At 65.1% G+C, this 20,614-nt stretch carries 16 protein-coding genes; 5 read left to right on the forward strand and 11 right to left on the reverse strand.

Translation table 11 applies throughout. The features are described 5' to 3' along the window. Position 1 precedes the first annotated feature (1 nt). From GFD32_RS05710 to GFD32_RS05730, 5 genes are all read right to left on the reverse strand, one after another. A complete protein-coding gene (locus tag GFD32_RS05710) occupies positions 2–2,737 on the reverse strand; it encodes a sensor histidine kinase (protein ID WP_163575603.1) in 2,736 nt (911 codons plus the stop codon). 4 nt (positions 2,738–2,741) lie between these two features. Further along, positions 2,742–2,945, reverse strand: a complete 204-nt coding sequence (locus GFD32_RS05715) for a hypothetical protein (protein WP_163575604.1) — start codon at positions 2,943–2,945, stop codon at positions 2,742–2,744. After that, positions 2,942–5,005 (reverse strand): 3'-5' exonuclease, encoded by a 2,064-nt coding sequence (locus GFD32_RS05720; protein ID WP_163575605.1) that lies wholly within the window; start codon positions 5,003–5,005, stop codon positions 2,942–2,944. Before GFD32_RS05720 ends, GFD32_RS05715 begins: the two co-directional genes overlap by 4 nt. Beyond that, the gene (locus tag GFD32_RS05725; RefSeq protein WP_163575606.1) at positions 5,005–5,376 is read right to left on the reverse strand and encodes a response regulator transcription factor; all 372 of its coding nucleotides are present in this window, start codon (positions 5,374–5,376) and stop codon (positions 5,005–5,007) included. Before GFD32_RS05725 ends, GFD32_RS05720 begins: the two co-directional genes overlap by 1 nt. Positions 5,377–5,558: 182 nt before the next feature. Next, the gene (locus tag GFD32_RS05730; protein ID WP_163575607.1) at positions 5,559–5,831 is read right to left on the reverse strand and encodes a hypothetical protein; all 273 of its coding nucleotides are present in this window, start codon (positions 5,829–5,831) and stop codon (positions 5,559–5,561) included. 92 nt (positions 5,832–5,923) lie between these two features. Between GFD32_RS05730 and GFD32_RS05735 the strand changes: the two genes are divergently transcribed. After that, the gene (locus tag GFD32_RS05735) at positions 5,924–6,982 is read left to right on the forward strand and encodes a tRNA-queuosine alpha-mannosyltransferase domain-containing protein (RefSeq protein ID WP_163575608.1); all 1,059 of its coding nucleotides are present in this window, start codon (positions 5,924–5,926) and stop codon (positions 6,980–6,982) included. Here the strand turns inward: GFD32_RS05735 and GFD32_RS05740 are convergent. From GFD32_RS05740 to GFD32_RS05765, 6 genes are all read right to left on the reverse strand, one after another. Next, a complete protein-coding gene (locus GFD32_RS05740; protein WP_163575609.1) occupies positions 6,971–8,038 on the reverse strand; it encodes a hypothetical protein in 1,068 nt (355 codons plus the stop codon). The two genes, GFD32_RS05735 and GFD32_RS05740, sit on opposite strands and share 12 nt — an antisense overlap. 5 nt (positions 8,039–8,043) lie before the next feature. Continuing rightward, positions 8,044–8,679, reverse strand: a complete 636-nt coding sequence (gene nth / locus GFD32_RS05745; protein WP_163575610.1) for an endonuclease III — start codon at positions 8,677–8,679, stop codon at positions 8,044–8,046. 70 nt (positions 8,680–8,749) lie between these two features. Then, positions 8,750–9,553, reverse strand: coding sequence for an electron transport complex subunit RsxB (rsxB, locus tag GFD32_RS05750; RefSeq protein WP_163575611.1), 804 nt, complete (start codon positions 9,551–9,553; stop codon positions 8,750–8,752). Then, positions 9,550–11,592, reverse strand: a complete 2,043-nt coding sequence (gene metG, locus GFD32_RS05755; protein WP_163575612.1) for a methionine--tRNA ligase — start codon at positions 11,590–11,592, stop codon at positions 9,550–9,552. The genes rsxB and metG overlap by 4 nt, the downstream gene beginning before the upstream one ends. A gap of 87 nt (positions 11,593–11,679) precedes the next feature. Then, complete coding sequence (gene thiI / locus GFD32_RS05760; RefSeq protein WP_163575613.1) at positions 11,680–13,155, reverse strand: tRNA uracil 4-sulfurtransferase ThiI; 1,476 nt, start codon at positions 13,153–13,155, stop codon at positions 11,680–11,682. A gap of 177 nt (positions 13,156–13,332) precedes the next feature. Continuing rightward, the gene (locus GFD32_RS05765) at positions 13,333–13,614 is read right to left on the reverse strand and encodes a hypothetical protein (RefSeq protein WP_163575614.1); all 282 of its coding nucleotides are present in this window, start codon (positions 13,612–13,614) and stop codon (positions 13,333–13,335) included. A gap of 478 nt (positions 13,615–14,092) precedes the next feature. Between GFD32_RS05765 and GFD32_RS05770 the strand changes: the two genes are divergently transcribed. The 4 genes from GFD32_RS05770 (at position 14,093) to GFD32_RS05785 (ending at position 20,546) form a co-directional block, all read left to right on the forward strand. After that, positions 14,093–16,261 carry a TolC family outer membrane protein gene (locus GFD32_RS05770; protein WP_163575615.1) on the forward strand — a complete coding sequence of 723 codons (2,169 nt, stop codon included), beginning with the start codon at positions 14,093–14,095 and terminating at the stop codon, positions 16,259–16,261. Positions 16,262–16,336: 75 nt separating this feature from the next. Beyond that, entirely contained in the window at positions 16,337–18,511 is a 2,175-nt protein-coding gene (locus tag GFD32_RS05775; RefSeq protein ID WP_163575616.1) for a type I secretion system permease/ATPase, read from the forward strand. After that, the gene (locus tag GFD32_RS05780) at positions 18,511–19,938 is read left to right on the forward strand and encodes an HlyD family type I secretion periplasmic adaptor subunit (protein ID WP_163575617.1); all 1,428 of its coding nucleotides are present in this window, start codon (positions 18,511–18,513) and stop codon (positions 19,936–19,938) included. Before GFD32_RS05775 ends, GFD32_RS05780 begins: the two co-directional genes overlap by 1 nt. Then, positions 19,938–20,546, forward strand: coding sequence for a response regulator transcription factor (locus GFD32_RS05785; RefSeq protein ID WP_240455557.1), 609 nt, complete (start codon positions 19,938–19,940; stop codon positions 20,544–20,546). The genes GFD32_RS05780 and GFD32_RS05785 overlap by 1 nt, the downstream gene beginning before the upstream one ends. Positions 20,547–20,614 lie beyond the last annotated feature (68 nt).

The following is a 20,614-nucleotide window of genomic DNA, read 5'->3' on the forward strand; positions in this document are numbered from 1 at the left end:
ATCAGCGCGGTGAGCTGGGTAGCTCCATCACCAGGCACGCTCCCCCGAGGGTGGGGGCATCCTCGACCCACAGCCGGCCGCCCAGATGGGCGACGATGCCCCGGCTGATGGGCAGGCCCAGGCCACTGCCGCGCGGGCGTCCACGTACCTGGTCGGCACCGTCGTCGTGCCGCTGGATCTGGTGGAACTTCTCGAACACGCGTTCGCGCTCATCCGGCGCGATGCCGGGGCCGTTGTCCTCGACGCTGAGGCGATAGTGCGACTTGTAGGGTGCTAGGTGCAGGCGTACCCGTGGTGCGTCGTCATCGGCGAATTTGCCGGCATTGTCGAGCAGGTTGATGATCACCTGTTCGAGGCGGTCGGGGTCGCCGATCACCATGGCCTGGTCGGGCTCGATGTCGACCTCCAGAGCTACGCCGCGATCCTCCTGAAGCCGGTGCACCGCGTCGATGCTGTGGCGGACGAGCTCGACCAGGTCGAGCGGCCGAGGGTCGAGCGTCAACCTGCCGCTCTCCAGGCGGGCCAGGTCGAGGATCTCTTCGATCAGGCGCGACAGCCGTTGACTCTCCTTGACCACCACGTCGAGGAAATGCACGCGTTTCTCGTCGGGCAACGACTCGCTGTCGCGCAGGATCTCGGCGAAGGCACGGATCGAGGTGAGCGGGGTGCGCAGCTCATGGCTGACCATGGCCACGAATTCGTCCTTGAGCCGGTCCAATTCGCGCAGCCGCTCGTTGGCGGCGCGCAGCTCCTCGCCGATACGCGCCAGTTCGCGGGATTTCTGCTCCAACTGGCGGTTGTACTCCAGCGTCTGCGACGTGGTGTCGAGAATGCTCAGGATCGACTCCAGGTCCAGCGCCTCGCCGCGCACGACGGAATTGATCAGCACCCGTGCCGAGGCGTTGCCCAGCGCTCCGGAAAGCGCCTGCTCGGCACGCGCGATCAGTGCCGGCGGGGCGGGTTCGTCGTCGTCGCGTTGGCGCTCGCCGGGAGTGTCCAGTGTGCGCGCAGTGGCGTTGGCGCCCAGGTAGCGGCCCAGCAGGCTTCTCAGCTCTCCGCGGGTGGTCTGGCCGCGCCATAGCGAGGTGTGCTCGAGCCCGGGGTTCATGGCTTCGGTGAACAGGGCGGCCTGGGTCTGTTCCAGCGGGCTCTGACGCGTGAACAGGGAGACTCCCACCAGCAGCCCGACGTTGGCGGTCAGGCTCCATAGTAGCGAGTGGGCGTAGATGTCCCAGCCCTCCAGTCCGAACAGGGCGTAGGGCTTGAGCCAGGCGAGCCCCCACAGACCCTCGTGCAAGAAGGCGTCGTCCAGCCAGCCCGACTGGGCGAAACCGGGCAGTAGCAGCGTGTAGGCCCATACCAGGAAGCCGGCAATCAAGCCTAGGCTTGCCCCGATGCGGTTGGCGCCGCGCCAGTACAGACCGATCAACATCGCCGGAGCGAACTGGGCGGCGGCGGCGAAAGAGACCAGGCCGATGGTGACCAGGCTGTAGGAGTCGCCGATCAGTGCATGGTAGAGGTAGCCGAGCAGCAGGATCAGCACGATGGCCACGCGGCGAATGCCCAGCAGCCAGCCGGCCAGCTCGCCCTGAGAGCTGAGGTGCAGGTGGCGTGAGCGCAGCAGCAACGGCATGACCAACTGGTTGCTGACCATGGTGGAGAGCGCGATGGTCTCGACGATCACCATGCTGGTGGCTGCCGATAGACCGCCGATGAACACCAGCAGCGGGATGCCGTCGAGCCCCGCTGCCAGCGGCAGGGTGAGAACGAAGCTGTCCGGATCGCTGTTGCCGCTGGGCAGCAGCAGCCCGGCCATGGCGATGGGGATCACGAACAGGTTGATGGCCAGCAGGTAGAGCGGGAAGAGCCAGCTGGCGCGCTTGAGATGCCGCTCGTCGACGTTTTCCACGACCAGCACCTGGAACTGACGCGGCAAGGCGATGAAGGCGAGGAAGGCTAGCGCCAGCGTGCCGAACCACCCGGTAGCGCCTCCCGGCACGGCGCCCAGCCCTAGGGCACCGCTCAGCTCGGGGTCGGCAGCGACCTGAGCGAACAGGTCGCCCGGCCCCTGGAAGAGTCCGAACACCACGAAGACGCCGATGCTGAGAAACGCCACCAGTTTGACCAGCGACTCGAAAGCGATGGCCGCCACCATGCCTTCGTGGCGTTCGCTGGCGTCCAGATGGCGCGTGCCGAACAGGATGATGAACACGGCCAGTACCAGCGCCACCCAGAACGACTTGTCCGTCCAGAAACTCTCCTCGGCCAGGCGGAAATCGGCTGCCTCGGGGTAGTTGACCAGCACTGCATGGCTCAGGGTAATGGCTTTGAGCTGCAGGGCGATGTAGGGCGTGATGCCGATCAATGCAATCAGCGCCACCAGGGCGCCGAGGCTCGAGCTCTTGCCGTAGCGGGCACTGATGAAATCGGCGATGGAGGTGATGCGTTGCGAGCTGGCGATGCGCACCATCTTACGGATCATCAGTGGACCCATGAGCATCGCCAGGGTGGGCCCAAGGTAGATGAGCAGAAAGCTGGGGCCGAATTCGGCGGCGCGACCCACGCTGCCGTAGAAGGTCCAGGCCGTGCAGTACACGGCGATGGATAGCGCATAGACGGTGGGCGAGCCGATCAGCGAGCGGTTCTGTTCGGCTCGCCGGTCGCCCCATGCAGCGATCACGAAGAGCAGGGCGAGATAGCCGAAGGCGACCGTCAGGACTACCGGATCGCTGCGCATCGGACTAGCGCTCCTCCTCGCGCCGTTCCATCAGCCAGGCAGCGAGGCCGATCACCAGGGCCCAGGCGAGGAAGAGGTAAAGCGGCAGCCAGGAAGGGCCATCGCCGCTCGAGCCGGTGTCGAAAATGACCACCAGCGGGGGCGAGAAGAGCAGGGCGGCGAGTGTCGTCAAGGCAATGAGGCGGGCGCGGCGGCTCACATCGTTCATGTGCAGGCGTCCTCCCTGTCGAAGGCGCTGGCTTGCAGCGCCAGGGCCTGCTCGAGAGTCTCGATGCCGCGTGCTTCCAGGCGCGGCAGCAGTGCCAGCCACAGCTCGGCAGTGACCCGGGCGTCGCCGAGTGCCGTGTGGCGCGTGCCGGGAGGAAAGCTAAGGTCATAGCGCTCGGCCAGGCTGTCGAGGTCGTGACCGTCCAGGCTTTCATCCAGGGCACGCGAGATGAGCAGGGTGTCGAGTACGGGCATGTCCAGCATGGTACTGCTGCCGGGAAGCTGCAGGGCCAGCAGGTCGAAGGCCGCATTGTGGGCCAGGATCACGGCATCGCCGATATAGTCGCGAAAGCGCGGCAGGGCCACCGACAGCGGCGGGGCGCCGCTGACGTCGGCATCGGTGATGCCGTGAATGGCGGTACTGGCCGGCGGAATCGGCTTGCCCGGGTCGACGCGCAGGTCGAAGACGTCACTGGCCAGCAGCCGCGCATTGACGATGCGACAGGCACCGATACTGATGACGGTGTCGCCGCGACGCAGCTCGAGACCGGTGGTCTCGGTGTCGAAGGCGACCACTTCCAAGGCGCGCAGCGGGCGGCGGGCGAGTTCGGCGTCGGGAGGTGGCAGGTCGGCGATGCCGAAGTCATGGAACTCGGGGCGCGGCGCCAGCTTGGCACGGGGCGCGCCGACGCGCTCCACTGCGGGTAGCGGCAGGCGCAGACGGGCGTGTTCGCCGTCGGCATCGGCCAGACTCCAGGCATCGCTGGCGTGCTGGCGAAGCAGGTCGCGTACGCGGGGGGACAGCGGCAGGCTCTCCAGGCGCGCCTCGCTCCAGGCGGCCAGCTCGCGTTGGGGCAGCGGTGTGCCGGACCACACCAGGTCGAGATAGACACGGCGGTTGCCGAGCAGCATTTCTCCCTCGAAGCGGGTGGTGTCGGCGTGCGTGCGCAGGTGCTCGAGCAGCGAGGCGAGCAGTACCAGCAGCGCCGGGGCATCGCCCCGGAACCAGGCCGGCATGCCGATGGGGACGACCTCCAGCGGCGATTCGGTCAGGCGCTCGTTGAGCGACTGCCAGAGATCGTTGGACCACAGCGGCACGAGCCGCTCGCCCTGGTGTTGCATGTCTTCGATGAGCCGGCCGAGGCGTTCGATGGTCTGGCTCAGCTCACGACTCTCCTCGTCGATGACCGCTTCCAGGCGACGGCGCAGGCCGTCATCGTCCTGTTCGGACTGACGGGTACGGCCCAGCACCTCGGCGGCGCTGCCCAGGCTGGCGCCGTGGCGGCGCAGCGTGGGCAGCATGTCGGTGAGCTCGGACCGGGCGCCCATCTCGCTGGTCCAGGCCGCCGTGGCATCGGTCAGAGTGAGCAGGGTTTCACCGTCACTGTGTGGCACGCGACGCAGAATGACCCGTAGCCAGCGCTCGCCGCAGGGTGTCAGCAGCTCGCGTGGAGCGCCATCCTCGGGCAGTTGGCCGAGCGCGTCCTGCAGGCTGGCCACTGGCAGCAGGGAGTCGAGTCGCTTGCCGAGCCCCAGACCGGGATGATCTTCGAAGAGCGTTTCGGCGGCCTGGTTGAATAGCAGCAGGCGCCGGTGGTGATCGCAGAGCAGCAGCGGGGTGTCGAGCACCTGCAGTAGCGTTTCCAGCTCCTGGCGAATGCGTGCCGCGCTGCGTGCCCCCTCGGCATGGGCGGTGGCCAGTCGTTGACGGTCGGACCGCCATGCCTCGCGCACTCGGATCAGGTCGGGACCGAGGCCGCGCAGCCAGCCTTCGGGCGGGTAGTCCTCCCGGGCGTCGGGATTGGCGACGAGACGCGCGAGCTGCACCTGAAGGTGACGTAGCGGGGTGAACAGCATGCGCTCCAGCAGCAGGCCGCACAGGAAGATGGTGCCGCCACCGGAGAAACAGCCCAGCCACAGTACCAGGCGAGCGAGCCCTTGGGGCTCGAAGAGGCTGTCGAGCCAGGCAGCGAAGAGGGCGCCGCCCAGCAGGCTGATGCCGCTGAGCAACAGCCACAGGCCGATCAGCCGCTGGCGGCGAGGTAGCTTGTGCCCGAACATCACGCGTCCTCGGCCAACAGAGCCTTGACCTTGTCGACCAGCGCCTGGGTGGAAAAGGGCTTGGTGACGTAGTCATCGGCGCCCAGGGCGAGCCCTTTCTCGCGCTCCACTTCGCGACCGTGTGCCGTCAGCATGATGATCGGTAGGCGCTGGTGGTGAGGGTCGCCGCGTAGCCGTTCGAGCACGTCGAATCCGCTGATGCCGGGCAGGCTGATGTCGAGCAGAATCAGGTCCGGTGCGCCGTTGGCCACCGTGGCAAGCGCCGATTCGCCGTCCTCGGCGGTGACCACCTCGAAGCCGGCCTGTTGCATCAGGAACTCCAGTGACAAGACGATGTTGGGTTCGTCGTCCACCACCAGTACCTTGGCCATGGCGATCTCCTTTATTGATTGTTGTCGTTAGTCTAGTGATCGCGCTCAGGGCGGCAAAGACGACCTTGGGCGCAGGCAGCCGGAGCGGCGTGTCTGGAGAGCGTCAGTGGGTAGGGCAGTGCGGCGTCAGCGCGCGCCTCCTCGTGGGTGCGAAAAAGCCATGCCGTCCAGGCATGGCGTCGTCACGAATCGCGGTGCCGGTCGAAACGTGGCCCGAGGGGGCCCAGCCACAGCCAGGTCTGCAGCACCACCAGCAGCGGCAGTAGCCAGGCCGGTGCGCCCGTCGTCACCGACAGCAGATAGAAGATCACGTAGCCCGCGATGCCGGCCGCCAGGCCGACGAGAGGAAAGAGCATCGGACGCTGGCTGCCGGGCCTTCGCGAGAGGCGAAACAGCGAGCCGACGAAGGTGCCGAAAGCGGCCGCCATGGCCAGGTGAAGCAGAATCGCTTGCATGTGGTGTATCGCAATCCGGTGGCTGTCATGGCAGCCTATCGCCTTTCGGCGGTGGCCGGCTTTACGACTTTCGACAACCCGGGGAGAAGCGGATGAGGGCGTTGCTGCTGTCGGCCTATGCGGCGGTGAGCCATCGCCACTGGGCACAGGGCATGGTCGAGTGGCTGGATGACTGCGAGTGGACCCTGCTGGAATTGCCACCCCGCCATTTTCGCTGGCGAATTCGCGGCAACCCGCTGACCTGGATGCTGCGCGACCACGAAACCCTGGCACGACACTACGATGTCGTCCTGGCGACATCGATGGTCGATCTGGCGACGCTGTGTGGGCTCTATCCGCATCTGGGTCAGGCCCACAAGGTGGTCTATTTTCACGAGAACCAGTTCGCCTACCCCCTTTCGCCTCATCAGGCGCCCCAACCCGAGGCGCTGATGGTGAATCTCTACGCTGCGCTGGCTGCCGATCGCCTGGTGTTCAACACGGCCTACAATCGTGACAGTTTCGTGGCGGGGGCTCGTCGTTTCCTCAACCGGATGCCGGAAAATCTGCCCGCCGCACGACCGTTGGCCAAGCTCGCCGAAGCGGCCGAGGTGCTGCCGGTGCCGATTTCGCCGCTGCGTCGGACGCCGCCAGCACGCGCACCGGGACGGCGCATCATCTGGAACCATCGCTGGGAGTACGACAAGAATCCCGAGGATTTCTTCGCCGTGCTCTTCTCGCTGGCCGAACGTGGCAGCGACTTCGAAGTGGCGGTGATGGGACAGCAGTTTCGCGATTGTCCGGCAATTTTCGACGAGGCTCGCCGGCGCCTGGGCGCACGCGTGGTGTGCTGGGGGCCACAGCCGGAAGGCACCTACCGGGAAGAGCTGGCCAGCGGCGATATCGTGGTTTCCACGACCTGGCATGAGTTCCAGGGACTGTCGGTCATGGAGGCGGCTCAATTGGGCGTATTGCCCCTGGTGCCCGACCGTCTCTGCTTCCCCGAGCTCTATGGCCCCGAATATCGCTACGACGGTACTCGGGAAGGCCTGGAGTCCACGCTCGAAGCGTGGCTGACCGCGCCCGAACGGCGGCCGCCACCGCCGGACGTCAGCGCCTGGGAGTGGCCGGTCCTGGCCGCCCGCTATCGTGCCTTGCTGTCAGGCGGTTGACTCGTCCAGCAGATCGAGGCACCGCGTGGGCCAGTGGACCACGGCCGTGTGTGAGACCATGCGCTTCGCCAGTTCGGGGTGGCGCGTGTGGATCACCTTGCTGGCGAAATCGGCAAGGAAATGCGATTTGAGTTCGGCGCGCGCGCGGTCGACGCCAACGGTTTGGTAGGGCGTCGAGGCAAGCAGCATGAAACCGTCTTGGGGGATGCGGCCGGACTGCATGTTGTCGTCGATGATATCGGCGGCGGTGCCGATGGGTTCGGCCAGGTCGGGGCCGTAGGGGCCGATGATCAGCGCCGTGTTGGGCAGGTGCAGGAAGTCGAAACCCCGCCCGATGCAGATCACCCATTCGCGGTGTTCGAGGTCCAGGTCGCGCGAGCCCCCGCGCAGTTCGGCAGCGTGCGACAGGTTGCCTTCCAGCAGCGGCAGCAGGTCGCGGCGGATATCGTCGGGCATGTCAGGGCAGAGCTGGGCAAGTCGGCCGGGGAGGCTCGTCCGCTCGCTGGCGTCCAACTGATCGATGTCCAGGGTCGCGTCGTCTGCGCCGTGGACGATCAAGGCGTCGCCGTCGGTCTCGAAGCCGCATACCAGCGGATAGACGTGCTGTCGGTCGCGGCCGAAGAGCCGGTCGGCCTGATTCTGCAGGTGCCGGGCGTGGGCCAGTGCCGCCTGTCGGTCGCAGTCGAAGCCCGCGCAGCCCCGGGCGCGTTCGCCACGGGAGAAATGGTAGGTGATCATCAGCAGGGTGCCGTGGCCGCTGCTGATGGCCTCGCTGACTGCGTCGGTCAGCAGTTCACCGAGATAGGGCCAGCCGAGGTCGAAGATGCCGCCCAAGTTGCGGAAGGGGGTAATGATGCCCAGTGGCGTGCGAGTGGCATGGGGAATGTGGATGCGTCCGTCCATGCACTTCATTACCAGGATGCGTGTCGGGTGCTTGGCGAGGTAACGCTCTCGGGCGAGGCTGGCCGAGGGGCTGCAGAAGGTGGAGGCATGCCTCCGCGACAGCCCCAGCAGGGTGTCGATGCGCTCGAAGATGGGGCGGTCGTGGATGTGCATGGGTGTCAGAACTCCGTCTTCTCCTGATACTCGCACAAATCCTCGATCACGCAGCTGCCACAGCGGGGTTTGCGCGCCACGCAGGTGTAGCGGCCGTGGAGGATGAGCCAGTGGTGGGCATCGCGGCGGAACTCACTGGGTACGTAGCGCAGCAGTTTCCGTTCCACCTCGTTGACGTTCTTTCCCTGGGCGATGCCGGTGCGGTTGGACACGCGGAAGATGTGCGTATCCACGGCAATGGTGGGTTCGCCGAAGGCAGTGTTGAGAATGACGTTGGCCGTCTTGCGCCCCACGCCGGGCAGTGCCTCGAGCTCGGCCCGCGTGCGCGGCACCTCGCCGCCATGCTGCTCGACCAGCATCCGGCAGGTCTTCAGCAGGTTTTCGGCCTTGGTGTTGTAGAGCCCGATGGTCTTGATGTGTGCCTTGAGGCCTTCCAGGCCGAGATCGAGAATCGCCTGGGGCGTGTTGGCCACCGGGAAAAGGCGCGCCGTGGCCTTGTTGACGCCCACGTCGGTGGCCTGGGCGGAGAGCAGCACGGCAACCAGCAGCTCGAACGGGGAGGACCAGTTCAGCTCGGTGGTGGGTTGGGGATTGTGGGCGCGCAGGCGCGTGAAGATCTCGTGGCGTTTTTGGGCGTTCATAGCGCCTCCTCGCAGGCCTGCCGCTGGGTCGGCCCCGTGCGGTAACTCCTGTCTCGTGGTATGGGGTAGTTCAACTGCGCTGGGCTTCCTCCAGCGCTTTCCTGGCCTCGGCGAGCAGCCGTTCGGCTTCGGGCAACTGGGCCATAGCGGTGGCTTCTGCCTCGCTGTCAGCGCGCCGTTGAGCGCTCTCCAGTTGCTGGCGTACTCGTTTGAGGGCCTGCTCGGCGGCCTTGACGGCCATCTGGCGCTGCCGCGGCTGGGCCGCCCCCGCCCCGGCCCGGCTCGAGCCGGCCGAACTGGGCCGCTGGCGCTGCCGCATCAGGCGTCGCTGGCGCTCGAGGCGCTTCTCGCGAGCTTCGCGCTCCAGGCGCCGTTGGCGTGCCTGAAAGCGCTGCCGCCCATTCTCGGCGCGTCGCGCGAGATAGGCGTCACGCTCGGCATCGCTGTGCGCGGCCTGCCAGGCCGGATGGGGAAGCAGGTCGATACAATCCACCGGGCAGGGGGCCACACATAGCTCGCAGCCGGTGCACTCGTCGGCGATGACCGTATGCATGCGTTTGGCGGCACCGAGAATCGCGTCTACCGGGCAGGCCTGAATGCATTTGGTGCAGCCGATGCATTCGTCTTCGCGAATCCATGCCACCAGCGGTTCCTGCGCCGGTTCGGCCAGCGGCAGCGAAGGGCGGTCGGTCAGCTCGGCGAGCCGCTCCACGGTACGTTGTCCGCCCGGCGGGCAACGATTGATCGCCTCGCCAGCGGCGATGGCTTCGGCATAGGGGCGGCAACCGGGCTGGCCACATTTGCCGCACTGCGTTTGTGGCAGCAGAGCGTCGATGGCGTCGATCAACGCCTCGTCGCGCAGGGCCTGGGTCATTTCACGCGCTGACCGGGCTCGGCGCCGCTGTCCGGCGAGAGCAGGTAGATGCCGTCGTCGTTGCCGGCTGCCAGCACCATGCCTTCGGAGACACCGAAGCGCATCTTGCGCGGCGCGAGGTTGGCCACCATGACGGTGAGTCGCCCCTCCAATGCCTCCGGTGCATACGCCGAGCGGATGCCGGCGAAGACGGTGCGGGTTTCGCCGCCCAGGTCGAGGGTCAGCTTCAGCAGCTTGTCGGCCCCCTCGACGTACTCCGCCTTGGCGATGCGGGCGATGCGCAGGTCGACCTTGGCGAAGTCGTCGAAAGCGACCTCCGTGGCGATGGGGTCTTCCGCCAGCGGGCCCTTGGGGGTTTCCTTCAGCTTCTGTTCTTCCACCAGATCCTCCTTCGATGCTTCTATCATGGCATCGATCTTGTCGCGTTCCACGCGGGTCATCAGCGGTTTGAACTTGGCGATCTCGTGATCCAGCAGCACCTCGTGGCGGCTCTCCCAGGCGAGCGAGTCGAGCTTGAGAAACTCGCGGGAAGCCTCGGCCATGGCGGGAACGATGGGGGCCAGGTAGACCATCAGCTGGCGGAACAGGTTGATGCCGACCGAGCAGATGTCGAGCACTTCCTGATCACGTCCTTCCTGCTTGGCCAGCACCCAGGGTTCGGCTTCGGCGATGTAGGTGTTGGCCTCGTCGGCTAGATCCATGATCCGGCGCACGGCGCGGCCGAACTCGCGGACTTCGAACTCCTCGGCGATGTCGTCGCCGGCGGAGATGAAGCGGGCCACCAGATCGGGCTCGGCGCAGTGGGCCGAGAGCCTGCCACCGCCCAGTTTCTTGACGAAGCCGGCGCAGCGGCTGGCGATGTTGACCACCTTGCCCACCAGGTCGCTGTTCACCCGGGCGGCGAAGTCCTCGAGGTTGAGGTCCAGGTCGTCGACCTTCGAAGTGAGCTTGGCGGCGAAGTAGTAGCGCAGGTACTCCGGATTGAGGTGATCGGCGTAGGTGGCGGCCTTGATGAAAGTGCCGCGGGACTTGGACATCTTGGCGCCATTGACGGTAACGAAACCGTGGCAGTTCACCGCCGTGGGGGTGCGGAAGTCGGCACCGAACAGCATGGCCGGCCAGAACAGGGCGTGGAAGTAGACGATGTCCTTGCCGATGAAGTGGTAGACCTCGGCATCGCTGTCTTGCTTCCAGTAGGCGTCGAAGTCGATGCCTTCGCGTTCGCAGAGGTGCTTGAAGCTGGCGAGGTAGCCAATGGGGGCATCGAGCCAGACGTAGAAGTACTTGCCCGGCGCGTCGGGGATCTCGAAGCCGAAGTAGGGCGCGTCACGGGAGATGTCCCACTCGTTGAAGCCGGCCTCGAACCACTCCATCAGCTTGTTGCGGATCTGCGGTTGGACGTGGCCCTGGTTGATCCATTCGTGCAGGAAGTCGGCGAAGTCGGGCAGCTTGAAGAAGAAGTGGGTGGAACTGCGAACCTCGGGAGTGGCGCCGGAAATGGCCGAGACCGGGTCGATCAGTTCCGCCGGGGTATAGGTGGCGCCGCAGGCCTCGCAGTTGTCACCGTACTGGTCATCCGCCCGGCATTTGGGGCAGGTGCCCTTGATGAAGCGGTCGGCGAGGAACAGGCCTTTCACCGGGTCGTACATCTGCTCGATGTCGCGGGTGGCGATGTGGCTGGCATCGCGCAGACGGGTGTAGATCAGTTCGCTGAAGTAGCGGTTCTCGTCGGAATGGGTCGAATGGTAGTTGTCGAAGGCCACGCCGAAGGTGGCGAAATCCTGCTGGTGCTCGCGGGACACCCGCTCGATCAGCGCTTCGGAGGTGATGCCCTCCTGCTCGGCACGCAGCATGATGGCGGTGCCGTGGGCATCGTCGGCGCAAACGTAGTGGCACTCGTGACCGCGGCTCTTCTGGAAGCGCACCCAGATGTCGGTCTGGATGTATTCCAGAAGGTGGCCAAGGTGAATGGCGCCGTTGGCATAGGGCAGGGCGCTGGTGACCAGAATCTGGCGCGAATCGCGAGTGGTGTTCGGCATGATGGCTCTGCTTGTCCCGTTGAAAACAGGCCCCGATTGTAGCCATCTTCGCTGCACGCTGCATCCGGTCGACGAGTGTTGCCGCGCTCAGGTGCGCAGCACGCCGAAATGGGTCAGGCCTCGGTCGGCCAGGTGCAACGCCTGCATGCGGCTCATCACCCCCTGGTCGCAGTAGAGGAGGTACTCGCGGTCGTGGGGCAGCGCCTCGGCCCGGGACTGGAGTTCGTAGAAGGGGATGGCGAGCTGTTCCACCTGGGGCAGATTCAGCGGTGCCGCCTCGCGTTCATCGGGAGGTCGGATATCGATGACGCTGACCGCCTTGCGGTCGGTCAATGCGGCGACACCTTCGACGATGGGTACGTCGTCGTTGCCGGCGACGCTGGCATCGTCCAGCAGACGGTCCGAGCGGGTAGAGACGGCACAGGCGACGGCCTCGTCGAGTACCCCGAAGTCGAACGCCTGCTCGGCGGCAAGCACCTTGTCGCGGCGTGCCTGAGTGTTGGGTCGCCGCGAGATGGCGCCACACACCTCCGGCATTCCCTCGGCGAAGCGGTCGGTGCCGATCCGGCGTGCCGTGGCGATGATGTCGAGCTTGTCCTCGGCGATCAGCGGGCGCAGCGTGGGAAGTTCGCTCACCTCGTCGATCAATGCCAGGTTGGTCAGACTCTGGCTGGAGACCTGAGCGATGGCATCGCCGGTGGCGAGCACGGGAATTCGCGCGCGCTTGGCGATGTCCCCCGCGGCGCGCACCATCATGCGCTTGAGCACCACGCCGATGAGCCCATCGGGAATGGTGCGATGCATTTCGCCGACGACCCCCTCGAAGGGCACGCGAATGAACTGAACCCGGTGCGAGCGGCTGTACCGTTCCCATAGGTGGTGAGCCACCTCGCGTACCGCGCGCTCATGGGCGGGGCCACCCATGTCGAAGAACAGGAAGTGCGTCTTGATCCCGCGGCGGATCAGCTTCCAGGCCGCCACGGGGGAGTCGAAGCCGCCGGAGAGCAGGCACAGGGCCTGGCCTTGCTGGCCGAGGGGATAGCCGCCCAGCCCCGGCCAGCCCTGGTGGATCAGACGCAGGCGCTGATCGATGACGTCCACGCGGACGTTGATCTCGGGGTGGTTCAAGTCGACCTGCGCGTCAGGGGCGGCGTCGAGCAGAATACGGCCCAGGTAGCGCTCGAGGTCGGCAGAGGTGAAATCGTGGCTGCCCCGGCGTTTGGCGCTGACCCGGAAGCGGTGGCCGGCGATGGCGGATTGCCAGATGACTGCCAGCCGTTTGCCGGTATCCTCGAAGGAGGTGAAGGGGACTTCTTCGACGACCTGGACGGCATGAATGCCGGGGATGCGCGTCAGGATGCTTTCCAGTTCGTCCCGTCGTTCGGCGGTCAGCGAGGCGTTGACGCTGACCTGCAGGGAATCCCAACCGCCCTTGATGCGTACGGCTTCACCGAAAGAGGCGAGCGTGTTGCGGACGTTGCTGACCAGGCAGCGAGTCATTTGCTGGCGTACCGGGCGCGACTTGATGGTGATTTCCGGGAACAGCTTGAGCAGGTAGTACATCACGGCTTCGCTTGTCTAAGATTAGTAAAAACAATTGGTTGTCAGTATACCAGAGGTTCGCTCGGCGCTCTTTTCGCTTCCTTCTACCTGCGGCACTGCCCCGAAGCGAGGCCCGATAACGTAGCGCGCCCGGCAGTCGCCGGGCGCGGTGGTGGCATCGACCATGCTGGGGTGCCGTCAATACAGCGCCTGTTCCTCGCTCACCACTTCCTTGAGCAGTTCCAGGAACAGCTTGTCGGCTTCGGAGTGGTCATCCGGGTCTTCGGGGATGTGCACGCTGGTGGTGTCGGAAATTTCGTTGGCGATGCGGGCCATGACGTCCCGGGGCGCGTCCTGGTCCAAATGGCGCCGGGCGATTTCCAACGACTGTTCGAGAATCTTGGGATCTTGCAGCAGCTTCTTGATGAAGTCGCGTAGCTCATTGATTACCCGCGTCTTCTGAATTTCCGAAGATGACATGGCGGTCTCTCCTTTTCGCGATTGGCCCTGTCGGCGTTGCCGCGACGATAGCACGTTTGCGCGATGCTGGCAGCGGACCTACCTGGCTGGGCGGTGGATCGTCCTGGCGTGGCTGGATCCTAGGCGGCCGAACGGTCCGCGTAAGACATGGCTTACATTGTAGAACGCCGATAGATTCGCTTTCACGCGCGTTGACTGTGTTGGACATTCAGCAAAATAGGGTTACGATGAGTTACATACGCAGAGCTTAATGCTTTCCAGTGATCAACCTGAGCTTTTTGACTAAAGTTAAGCTAATCCCATCTGTCCGGATCCTTGATGCAAGTGCGCGGCTTTATCGATTGGCTGAGAGGGAGGAATGGCGGAGGCGGCACGCTGGCGGTGCCGGACGGCAAACGGGTGGATTCGAAAAGCTAAAGCAACAGCAACCGTACGGTGACAGGGACTACCAATGGCTTCATCACAAGAAACGCAGCGCATGACGTGGGGACAGCAGGCCGGCCGCATGGCGACACGTGTCGGTCTTGGTTCGACATTGGCACTTCTCCCGCTGGCGGCAGCCATGGCCCAGGGGCTGCCTCAGGGAATGGCTTCACCCGGCTCCGCCGACCTGCGGGGGGTCATCCAGCAGGCCATGGCCACCAACCCCGAGGTTCGCGCCGCCTGGAACGAGTTTCAGGCATCCGGCCACGATCGGCGCGAGGCATGGGGCAACTATCTGCCCAGCATCGATGTCTCTGCGGGGGTCGGCCGTGAGGACCGCGAGGATGATTTCCGAGGCAGTTACGATAGCCAGTTCGCCGAGCTGAGCCTCAACCAGATGATCTATGACGGCTTCGCCACGCAAAGCGAGGTCGAGCGTTTGGACCGGGCCCGCTTGGTGCGCTACTACGAACTGCTGGGAGCCAGTGAGGAAGTCGCTCTGGAGGCGGCACGTGCATACTTGGACGTTCGCCGTTATCGCGAGCTGGTCACGCTGGCTCAAGAGAACTACGCCGAACACATGCGCGTCTATGACCAGATCGAGGAGCGCGTGCGTTCCGGCGCCGGCCGCGGGGTCGACCTTCAGCAGATCAACGGTCGCCTGGCACTGGCCGAGTCCAACCTGATGACCGAGGCCTCCAACCTGCACGACGTGTCGGCGCGCTATCAGCGCATCGTCGGCGATCTGCCGGCGGAAAACCTCGCGCCGGCACCCGAACTGGACGAGCGGATTCCCGCCTCCGTGGCCGAGGCCGTGGACCTGGCGTTCCAGGGCAATCCCGATTTCCATGCCGCCATCGAGAACATCGAAGCCAAGCGTGCCGAGGAGAGCCAGACCCAGGCGGCTTTCCAGCCGCGTCTCGATCTGCGGGCGAGAACGGGCACCTACGAGAACAACGATGGCAGTTTCGACGGCGATGACCGCTACGACCGTCATCGGGTCGAACTGGTTGCCAGCATGAACCTGTACAACGGCGGCAGCGACCTGGCTTCCTATCGCGCGGCCAGTGAGCGTGTGGAGCAGTCGGTGGATCTTCGCGACAAGGCCTGTCACGACGTCCGACAGACCACCCAGATCGCCTACAACGACACTCAGCGCCTGCGTGAGCAGCTCGACTATCTCAACGAGCACCGCCAGTCCATCGACCGCGTGCGCGGCGCCTACCAGCAGCAGTTCGACATCGGCGAGCGCACCCTGCTCGACCTGCTGGACAGCGAAAACGAATACTTCGAAGCCAGCCGCGCTTACGTCAATGCGCTCTATGACATCCGCATCGCCGATGCCCGGACCCTGGCCGCCATGGGTGAGCTGATGCAGTCACTCGAGGTGACGCGCGAGGACATGCCGATCCTGGCGGAGTTGGGCAGCGATGGCGTCTCCCTCGATCCCGATACGGTGTGTCCCGTGCAAGGGCCGTCCGGTTTCACCCTGGACGACCTCACCCGCGGGCTCGGTTCCACGGCACCGGCGCCTGACCGCGAGCCGGACGTTACGCTCTCGGCCGATGCCCTGTTCGCGGTCAACAGTGCCGAGCTGGGGCCCGATGCCCGTAACGAGCTGGATTCACTGGCCGAGCAGATCCGCCAGCGTGACGATCTGGCCCGTGTGTTCATTGCCGGTCATGCCGACACTACGGGCAGCGATGCCATCAACGATCCCCTCTCGCAGCGGCGTGCCGACAGCGTGGCGAGCTACCTGGTAAGCCAGGGCGTCAGTGCCGACCTGATCCAGACGCGCGGCTATGGCTCTCGGCAGCCGGTGGCCAGCAATGACAGTGCCGATGGGCGACGTCAGAATCGCCGGGTCGAGGTGACGCTCGAGAGTCGCGGAGAAAGCGCCGCGAACTTCGATCTCGATTCATCACCAAGCGTTTCCCAGCTGTCGAAGCCGACGGAAACGTCCGGCGAGCGGCTGGTCGCCTTCGAATCCAGTGCGACGGAAACTCGCGAGACATTCCTCCAGGTAGCGGCTCTCTCTCGCCAGGAGGCCGCCGATACATTGCGCACCACCCTTACCGACGCCCTCGATGAGCCCACCCGGACGGCCAGTGGCGGTGGACTCCATCGCGTCCTGGTCGGTCCACTCTCGGCTGGCGACCTGGAATCGGTGCAGCAGAGACTGGGTGACCTGGGCTATCAGGACGCCTACGCCACGCGAGGTTGAGCCGGTGTGCCAGCCGGTGCCCGGTGGCATCGGCTGGTGTTTTTCATGCATTCCGGCTGATGGCGAGAGGTGTTCGTGAGCCAACAGGAAAATCTGGAGGCAACGCTCGGTGACGAGCGTTCGTCGGCAGTGCAGGACGAGCTGCTGGAGTGTTTGCTGAGCGTGGCCCGTGCGCACGATCACGAGGCCACTCCCGAGTCGTTGGTGGCCGGCTTGCCACTCGAGGAAGGGCGGCTGACGCCGGCCGTCTTCCCGCGCGCGGCAGCGCGAGCCGGTATGACGGCGCGCATCGTCAAGAGTCGCCTGGTACAGCTCAACCCGGCTTTGTTCCCGGCGGTGCTATTACTGGAGCCGGGTCGGGCCTGCTTGCTGGTGGCGCTGGATATCAAGGCGCGTAAAGCTCAGGTGATCTTTCCGGAGCTGGGCGATGCCGTCTCGGAAGTGAGCCTCGACGGCTTGCAGCGCAGCTACAGCGGCCAGGCGATCTACGTCAGACCACGCTTCCACTTCGATGCACGGGGGCCGGAGGTCAAGAAGCAGCGTGCGCGCCACTGGTTCTGGGGCGTGATTCGCGAGAACCGCAAGCTCTACCGCGATGTCATCGTCGGCTCGGTGCTGATCAACCTCTTTGCGGTTGCCATGCCGCTGTTCGTGCTCAACGTCTACGACCGCGTGGTCCCCAATCAGGCGACCGAGACACTGTGGGTGCTGGCCATCGGCATCTTCATCGTGCTGTGCGTCGATCTGGCACTGCGACTGATGCGCAACGCCTTCGTGGATCTGGCGGCCAGCCGTGCCGACGTCAAGCTGTCGTCGTCGATCATGGCGAGGGTCTTGGGGATGCGCATGGAGGCAAAGCCGGCATCCACGGGCTCCTTCACGGCCACGCTGCAATCCTTCGAATCGGTGCGGGCCTTCATCGGTTCCGCCACGGTGGTGGGCCTCGTCGATCTGCCTTTCGTGCTGATGTTCGCCGCGATCATCGCGCTGATCGGCCCGCCGCTGGTGATCCCCGTGTTGGTGGGCATCGTCGTGGTGCTGCTCTACGCCCTGGCGGCTCAGGGAAAGCTGCATGAGCTCTCCGAAACTACCTGGCGGGTGGGTGCCCAACGCAACGCCACCCTGGTGGAGTCGGTCTCGCATCTGGAAACCGTCAAGGCCCTGCGTGCGGAGAGTCGCATCCAGGGTACCTGGGAAAAGGCCAGTGCCTTCCTGTCGCGGACGGCCGCTCAACTACGCCTGGTCAGCTCCTCCGTCTCCAGCATGGCGCTGTGGACCCAGCATACCGTGGCAGTCGCTGTGATCATCATCGGTGTCTACCAGATCATCGAAGGCAACCTGACCCAAGGCGGACTCATCGCCGCCTATCTGCTCTCCTCGCGGGCCATGGCGCCGGTGAGCCAGGCGGCAGCGCTGCTGGCTCAGTATCATCAGTCCTCGACGGCACTCGAGTCGCTCAATGGCGTAATGGACAAGCCGGTCGAGCGCCCCGATGGCAGCCACTTCATCAGCCGTCCGGTGGTGCGCGGCGATGTCGCTTTCGACAAAGTGTCGTTGCGCTATCCCGAGACCGAGAACGAGGCGCTGCGCGATGTGTCGCTGAGGGTCAAGGCAGGAGAAAAAGTCGCACTGTTGGGGCGTGTCGGCTCTGGCAAATCGACCCTGCACAAGCTGCTGCTGGGGCTCTATCAGCCCACCGCCGGAGCGGTGATGATCGACGACGTCGATATCCGCCAGTTCGACCCCCTGCAACTGCGCCGCCATATCGGCTACGTACCCCAGGACGTCAGTCTCTTTTTCGGCACCCTGCGGGAAAACATCGTCGCCGGCGGTGGCAGCGATGGCGTCGAGGACGAAGCGCTGCTGCACGCGGTGAAATTGAGCGGCCTGGAATCGCTGGTCAACAGTCACCCTCATGGCGTCGATCTGCCCGTGGGGGAGAGTGGCGGCATGCTCTCCGGTGGGCAGCGCCAGGCAGTGGCCATTGCACGTGCCGTGGTGCACGACCCTCAGATACTGCTGCTCGACGAGCCCACCAGCTCCATGGACAACGCCAGCGAGGAGGCCTTCAAGAGCCAACTGACGACCTATGCCGAGGGCAAGACGCTGCTGCTGGTGACCCACCGCACCTCGCTGCTGTCGCTGGTGGATCGCATCATCGTCGTCGACGGTGGCAAGGTCGTTGCCGATGGCCCGCGCGACAAGGTCGTCGAAGCCCTGCGCAAAGGACAGATCGGGAGGGCCAACTGATGGCGAGCCGCAAGCCAACCGCCGAACAGCAAGGCTTCGAAGCCATCGGGCGGTTCTCCACGGTGGGGGGCAAGCCCTTTCGGCCCTTGGTCGATCGTCTCTTTGCCCGCCGCGTGACGGCGGCGCACTTGAACCGCGACTGGGCCAGTGATGCCGACTGGGCGCGCATGCAGCAGGATCCGATCCGGGCGCGAGCCTTGCTGTATGTCTTCCTGCTCGCCGTGGCGGCCTTGATCACTTGGTCGTACTTCGCCGCCATCGACGAAGTGACCCGTGGTGCCGGCCGTGTCATCCCCGCGCAGCAGCTGCAGCGCATCCAGTCGCTGGATGGCGGCGTAGTGCAGGAAATCCTCGTACGCGAAGGCCAAGTGGTCGAGAAGGGCGATGTGCTGATTAGTATCGACCCCACGCGTTACGTTTCCGACTTCCGGGAAAACCGTGCCCAGGCACTGGCCCTGCGTGCGCGCATCGAACGCTTGCGTGCGCTGGTTACCGACACGCCGTTCAATCCCGATGACGAGCTGCGTGCCGAAGTGCCGGACATCGTCGCTCAGGAGCGTGAGGTCTACGAGAGCCGCCGCGAAGAGCTGCGCGAACAGGAGAACGTGCTGCGCGATCGCATTCGTCAGCGCGAAGAGGAGCTGCGCGAAGCCAATGCGCGGTTTGAGGCCGCCCAACGTGAATTGAGCATGGCCACCCGTGAGCTGAACCTCACCCGGCCGTTGCTCGACTCCGGTGCGGTTTCTGAGGTGGATGTTCTGCGGTTAGAGCGTGAAGTGTCCCAGGCGCGCGGTGAGCGCGAGCAGGCAGAGGCCTCCGTGGGTCGCCTCGAAGCGGCCGTGGAAGAAGCCGAGGGCCAGTTGACCGAACTCGGCAGCGAGCGGCGCAGCGACTGGCGCAACGACCTGGCCCAGACGCTTGGCGATCTCAATGCGCTGAACGAGTCGAGCACCGGTCTGCAGAATCGTGTGCGCCTGGCCGAGCTGCGTTCGCCGGTGGATGGCGTGGTGCAGAAGCTGGAGATCAACACCGTTGGCGGGGTGGTTCAACCCGGACAGGAAGTGGTGAGTGTCGTGCCCAGCGACGAACAGCTGCTCGTCGAAGCGCGGATCGCCCCTCAGGACATCGCCTTCCTGAGCCCCGGCCAGCCAGCCACCATCAAGCTCACGGCCTATGACTACAGCATCTATGGCGGCCTGAAGGCCGAGCTGGACCACATCAGCGCCGATACCATCACCGACGACAACGACAACACCTTTTATTTGGTGCGAGTCCGCAGCCTGGAAGGCGAATCGTTGGATAGCGACATTCAGGTCATTCCCGGCATGACGGCCGAGGTCGACATCATGACCGGCAAACGCACCGTGATGCAGTTTTTGCTCAAGCCGGTGTTGCGCGCCTGGCGGGATTCCATGGGAGAACGATGATGGCTCACTGGTTTGTCAGTCACGGACGTGACGAATTTCCTCGCTGGCGCCAAGCCTTTCCTGCGGCTCGGCTCGCCTCCGGTGCCGATGCCAAGCTGCTGGCCAAGTCCGGCGATGCGGTCTGGATCATGGACGACACACCCCAATGGCCGAGCCTGGTGGCGCCGTTGAGTGAACGCGGTGTCATCGTCGTGATCATGAGCCTGGCACCCAATGATCGCGATGCCCTTCAGGCACTGCAGGCAGGTGCTCGTGGCTATCTGCACGCCCTGGCGTCGCCGGCTCTGTTCGAGCAAGCGGGACTGGTGACTGCCAACAAAGGCATTTGGGTACCGGCCGACCTCATGGGGCGAGTGCTGGGCGCAACGTATCAGGCCCTGGGCGGTGAATCCCGCTTGCCCAGCGATGAACTCTCGGCACTCACCGAGCGCGAGCGTGACGTCGCTCTGGCGGTGGCCAGTGGCAAGAGCAACAAGGAAGTCGCACGCAATCTCGACATCACCGAGCGGACCGTCAAGGCACACCTCGGCGCCGTCTTTCGCAAGCTCGGGGTTCGCGATCGCATGCAACTCGTGCTGCGTTTGGGGCAGCAGGCCGAAGTGTCGTAATCATCGAAAACATTTCGTTACCTGTCCATCGGTACAATACCCAGCGACCGATGGCTTGCCTACCTTGA

The organism is Halomonas faecis (assembly GCF_010993975.1).
Lineage (GTDB): Bacteria > Pseudomonadota > Gammaproteobacteria > Pseudomonadales > Halomonadaceae > Halomonas > Halomonas faecis.

What these genes read in the sequence shown, in the direction of transcription:
- GFD32_RS05710 (WP_163575603.1), bottom strand. Translation starts at nt 2,737, where the DNA reads ATGCGCAGCGATCCGGTAGTCCTGACGGTCGCCTTCGGCTATCTCGCC.
- GFD32_RS05715 (WP_163575604.1), bottom strand. Translation starts at nt 2,945, where the DNA reads ATGAACGATGTGAGCCGCCGCGCCCGCCTCATTGCCTTGACGACACTC.
- GFD32_RS05720 (WP_163575605.1), bottom strand. Translation starts at nt 5,005, where the DNA reads ATGTTCGGGCACAAGCTACCTCGCCGCCAGCGGCTGATCGGCCTGTGG.
- GFD32_RS05725 (WP_163575606.1), bottom strand. Translation starts at nt 5,376, where the DNA reads ATGGCCAAGGTACTGGTGGTGGACGACGAACCCAACATCGTCTTGTCA.
- GFD32_RS05730 (WP_163575607.1), bottom strand. Translation starts at nt 5,831, where the DNA reads ATGCAAGCGATTCTGCTTCACCTGGCCATGGCGGCCGCTTTCGGCACC.
- GFD32_RS05735 (WP_163575608.1), top strand. Translation starts at nt 5,924, where the DNA reads ATGAGGGCGTTGCTGCTGTCGGCCTATGCGGCGGTGAGCCATCGCCAC.
- GFD32_RS05740 (WP_163575609.1), bottom strand. Translation starts at nt 8,038, where the DNA reads ATGCACATCCACGACCGCCCCATCTTCGAGCGCATCGACACCCTGCTG.
- nth (WP_163575610.1), bottom strand. Translation starts at nt 8,679, where the DNA reads ATGAACGCCCAAAAACGCCACGAGATCTTCACGCGCCTGCGCGCCCAC.
- rsxB (WP_163575611.1), bottom strand. Translation starts at nt 9,553, where the DNA reads ATGACCCAGGCCCTGCGCGACGAGGCGTTGATCGACGCCATCGACGCT.
- metG (WP_163575612.1), bottom strand. Translation starts at nt 11,592, where the DNA reads ATGCCGAACACCACTCGCGATTCGCGCCAGATTCTGGTCACCAGCGCC.
- thiI (WP_163575613.1), bottom strand. Translation starts at nt 13,155, where the DNA reads ATGTACTACCTGCTCAAGCTGTTCCCGGAAATCACCATCAAGTCGCGC.
- GFD32_RS05765 (WP_163575614.1), bottom strand. Translation starts at nt 13,614, where the DNA reads ATGTCATCTTCGGAAATTCAGAAGACGCGGGTAATCAATGAGCTACGC.
- GFD32_RS05770 (WP_163575615.1), top strand. Translation starts at nt 14,093, where the DNA reads ATGACGTGGGGACAGCAGGCCGGCCGCATGGCGACACGTGTCGGTCTT.
- GFD32_RS05780 (WP_163575617.1), top strand. Translation starts at nt 18,511, where the DNA reads ATGGCGAGCCGCAAGCCAACCGCCGAACAGCAAGGCTTCGAAGCCATC.
- GFD32_RS05785 (WP_240455557.1), top strand. Translation starts at nt 19,938, where the DNA reads ATGGCTCACTGGTTTGTCAGTCACGGACGTGACGAATTTCCTCGCTGG.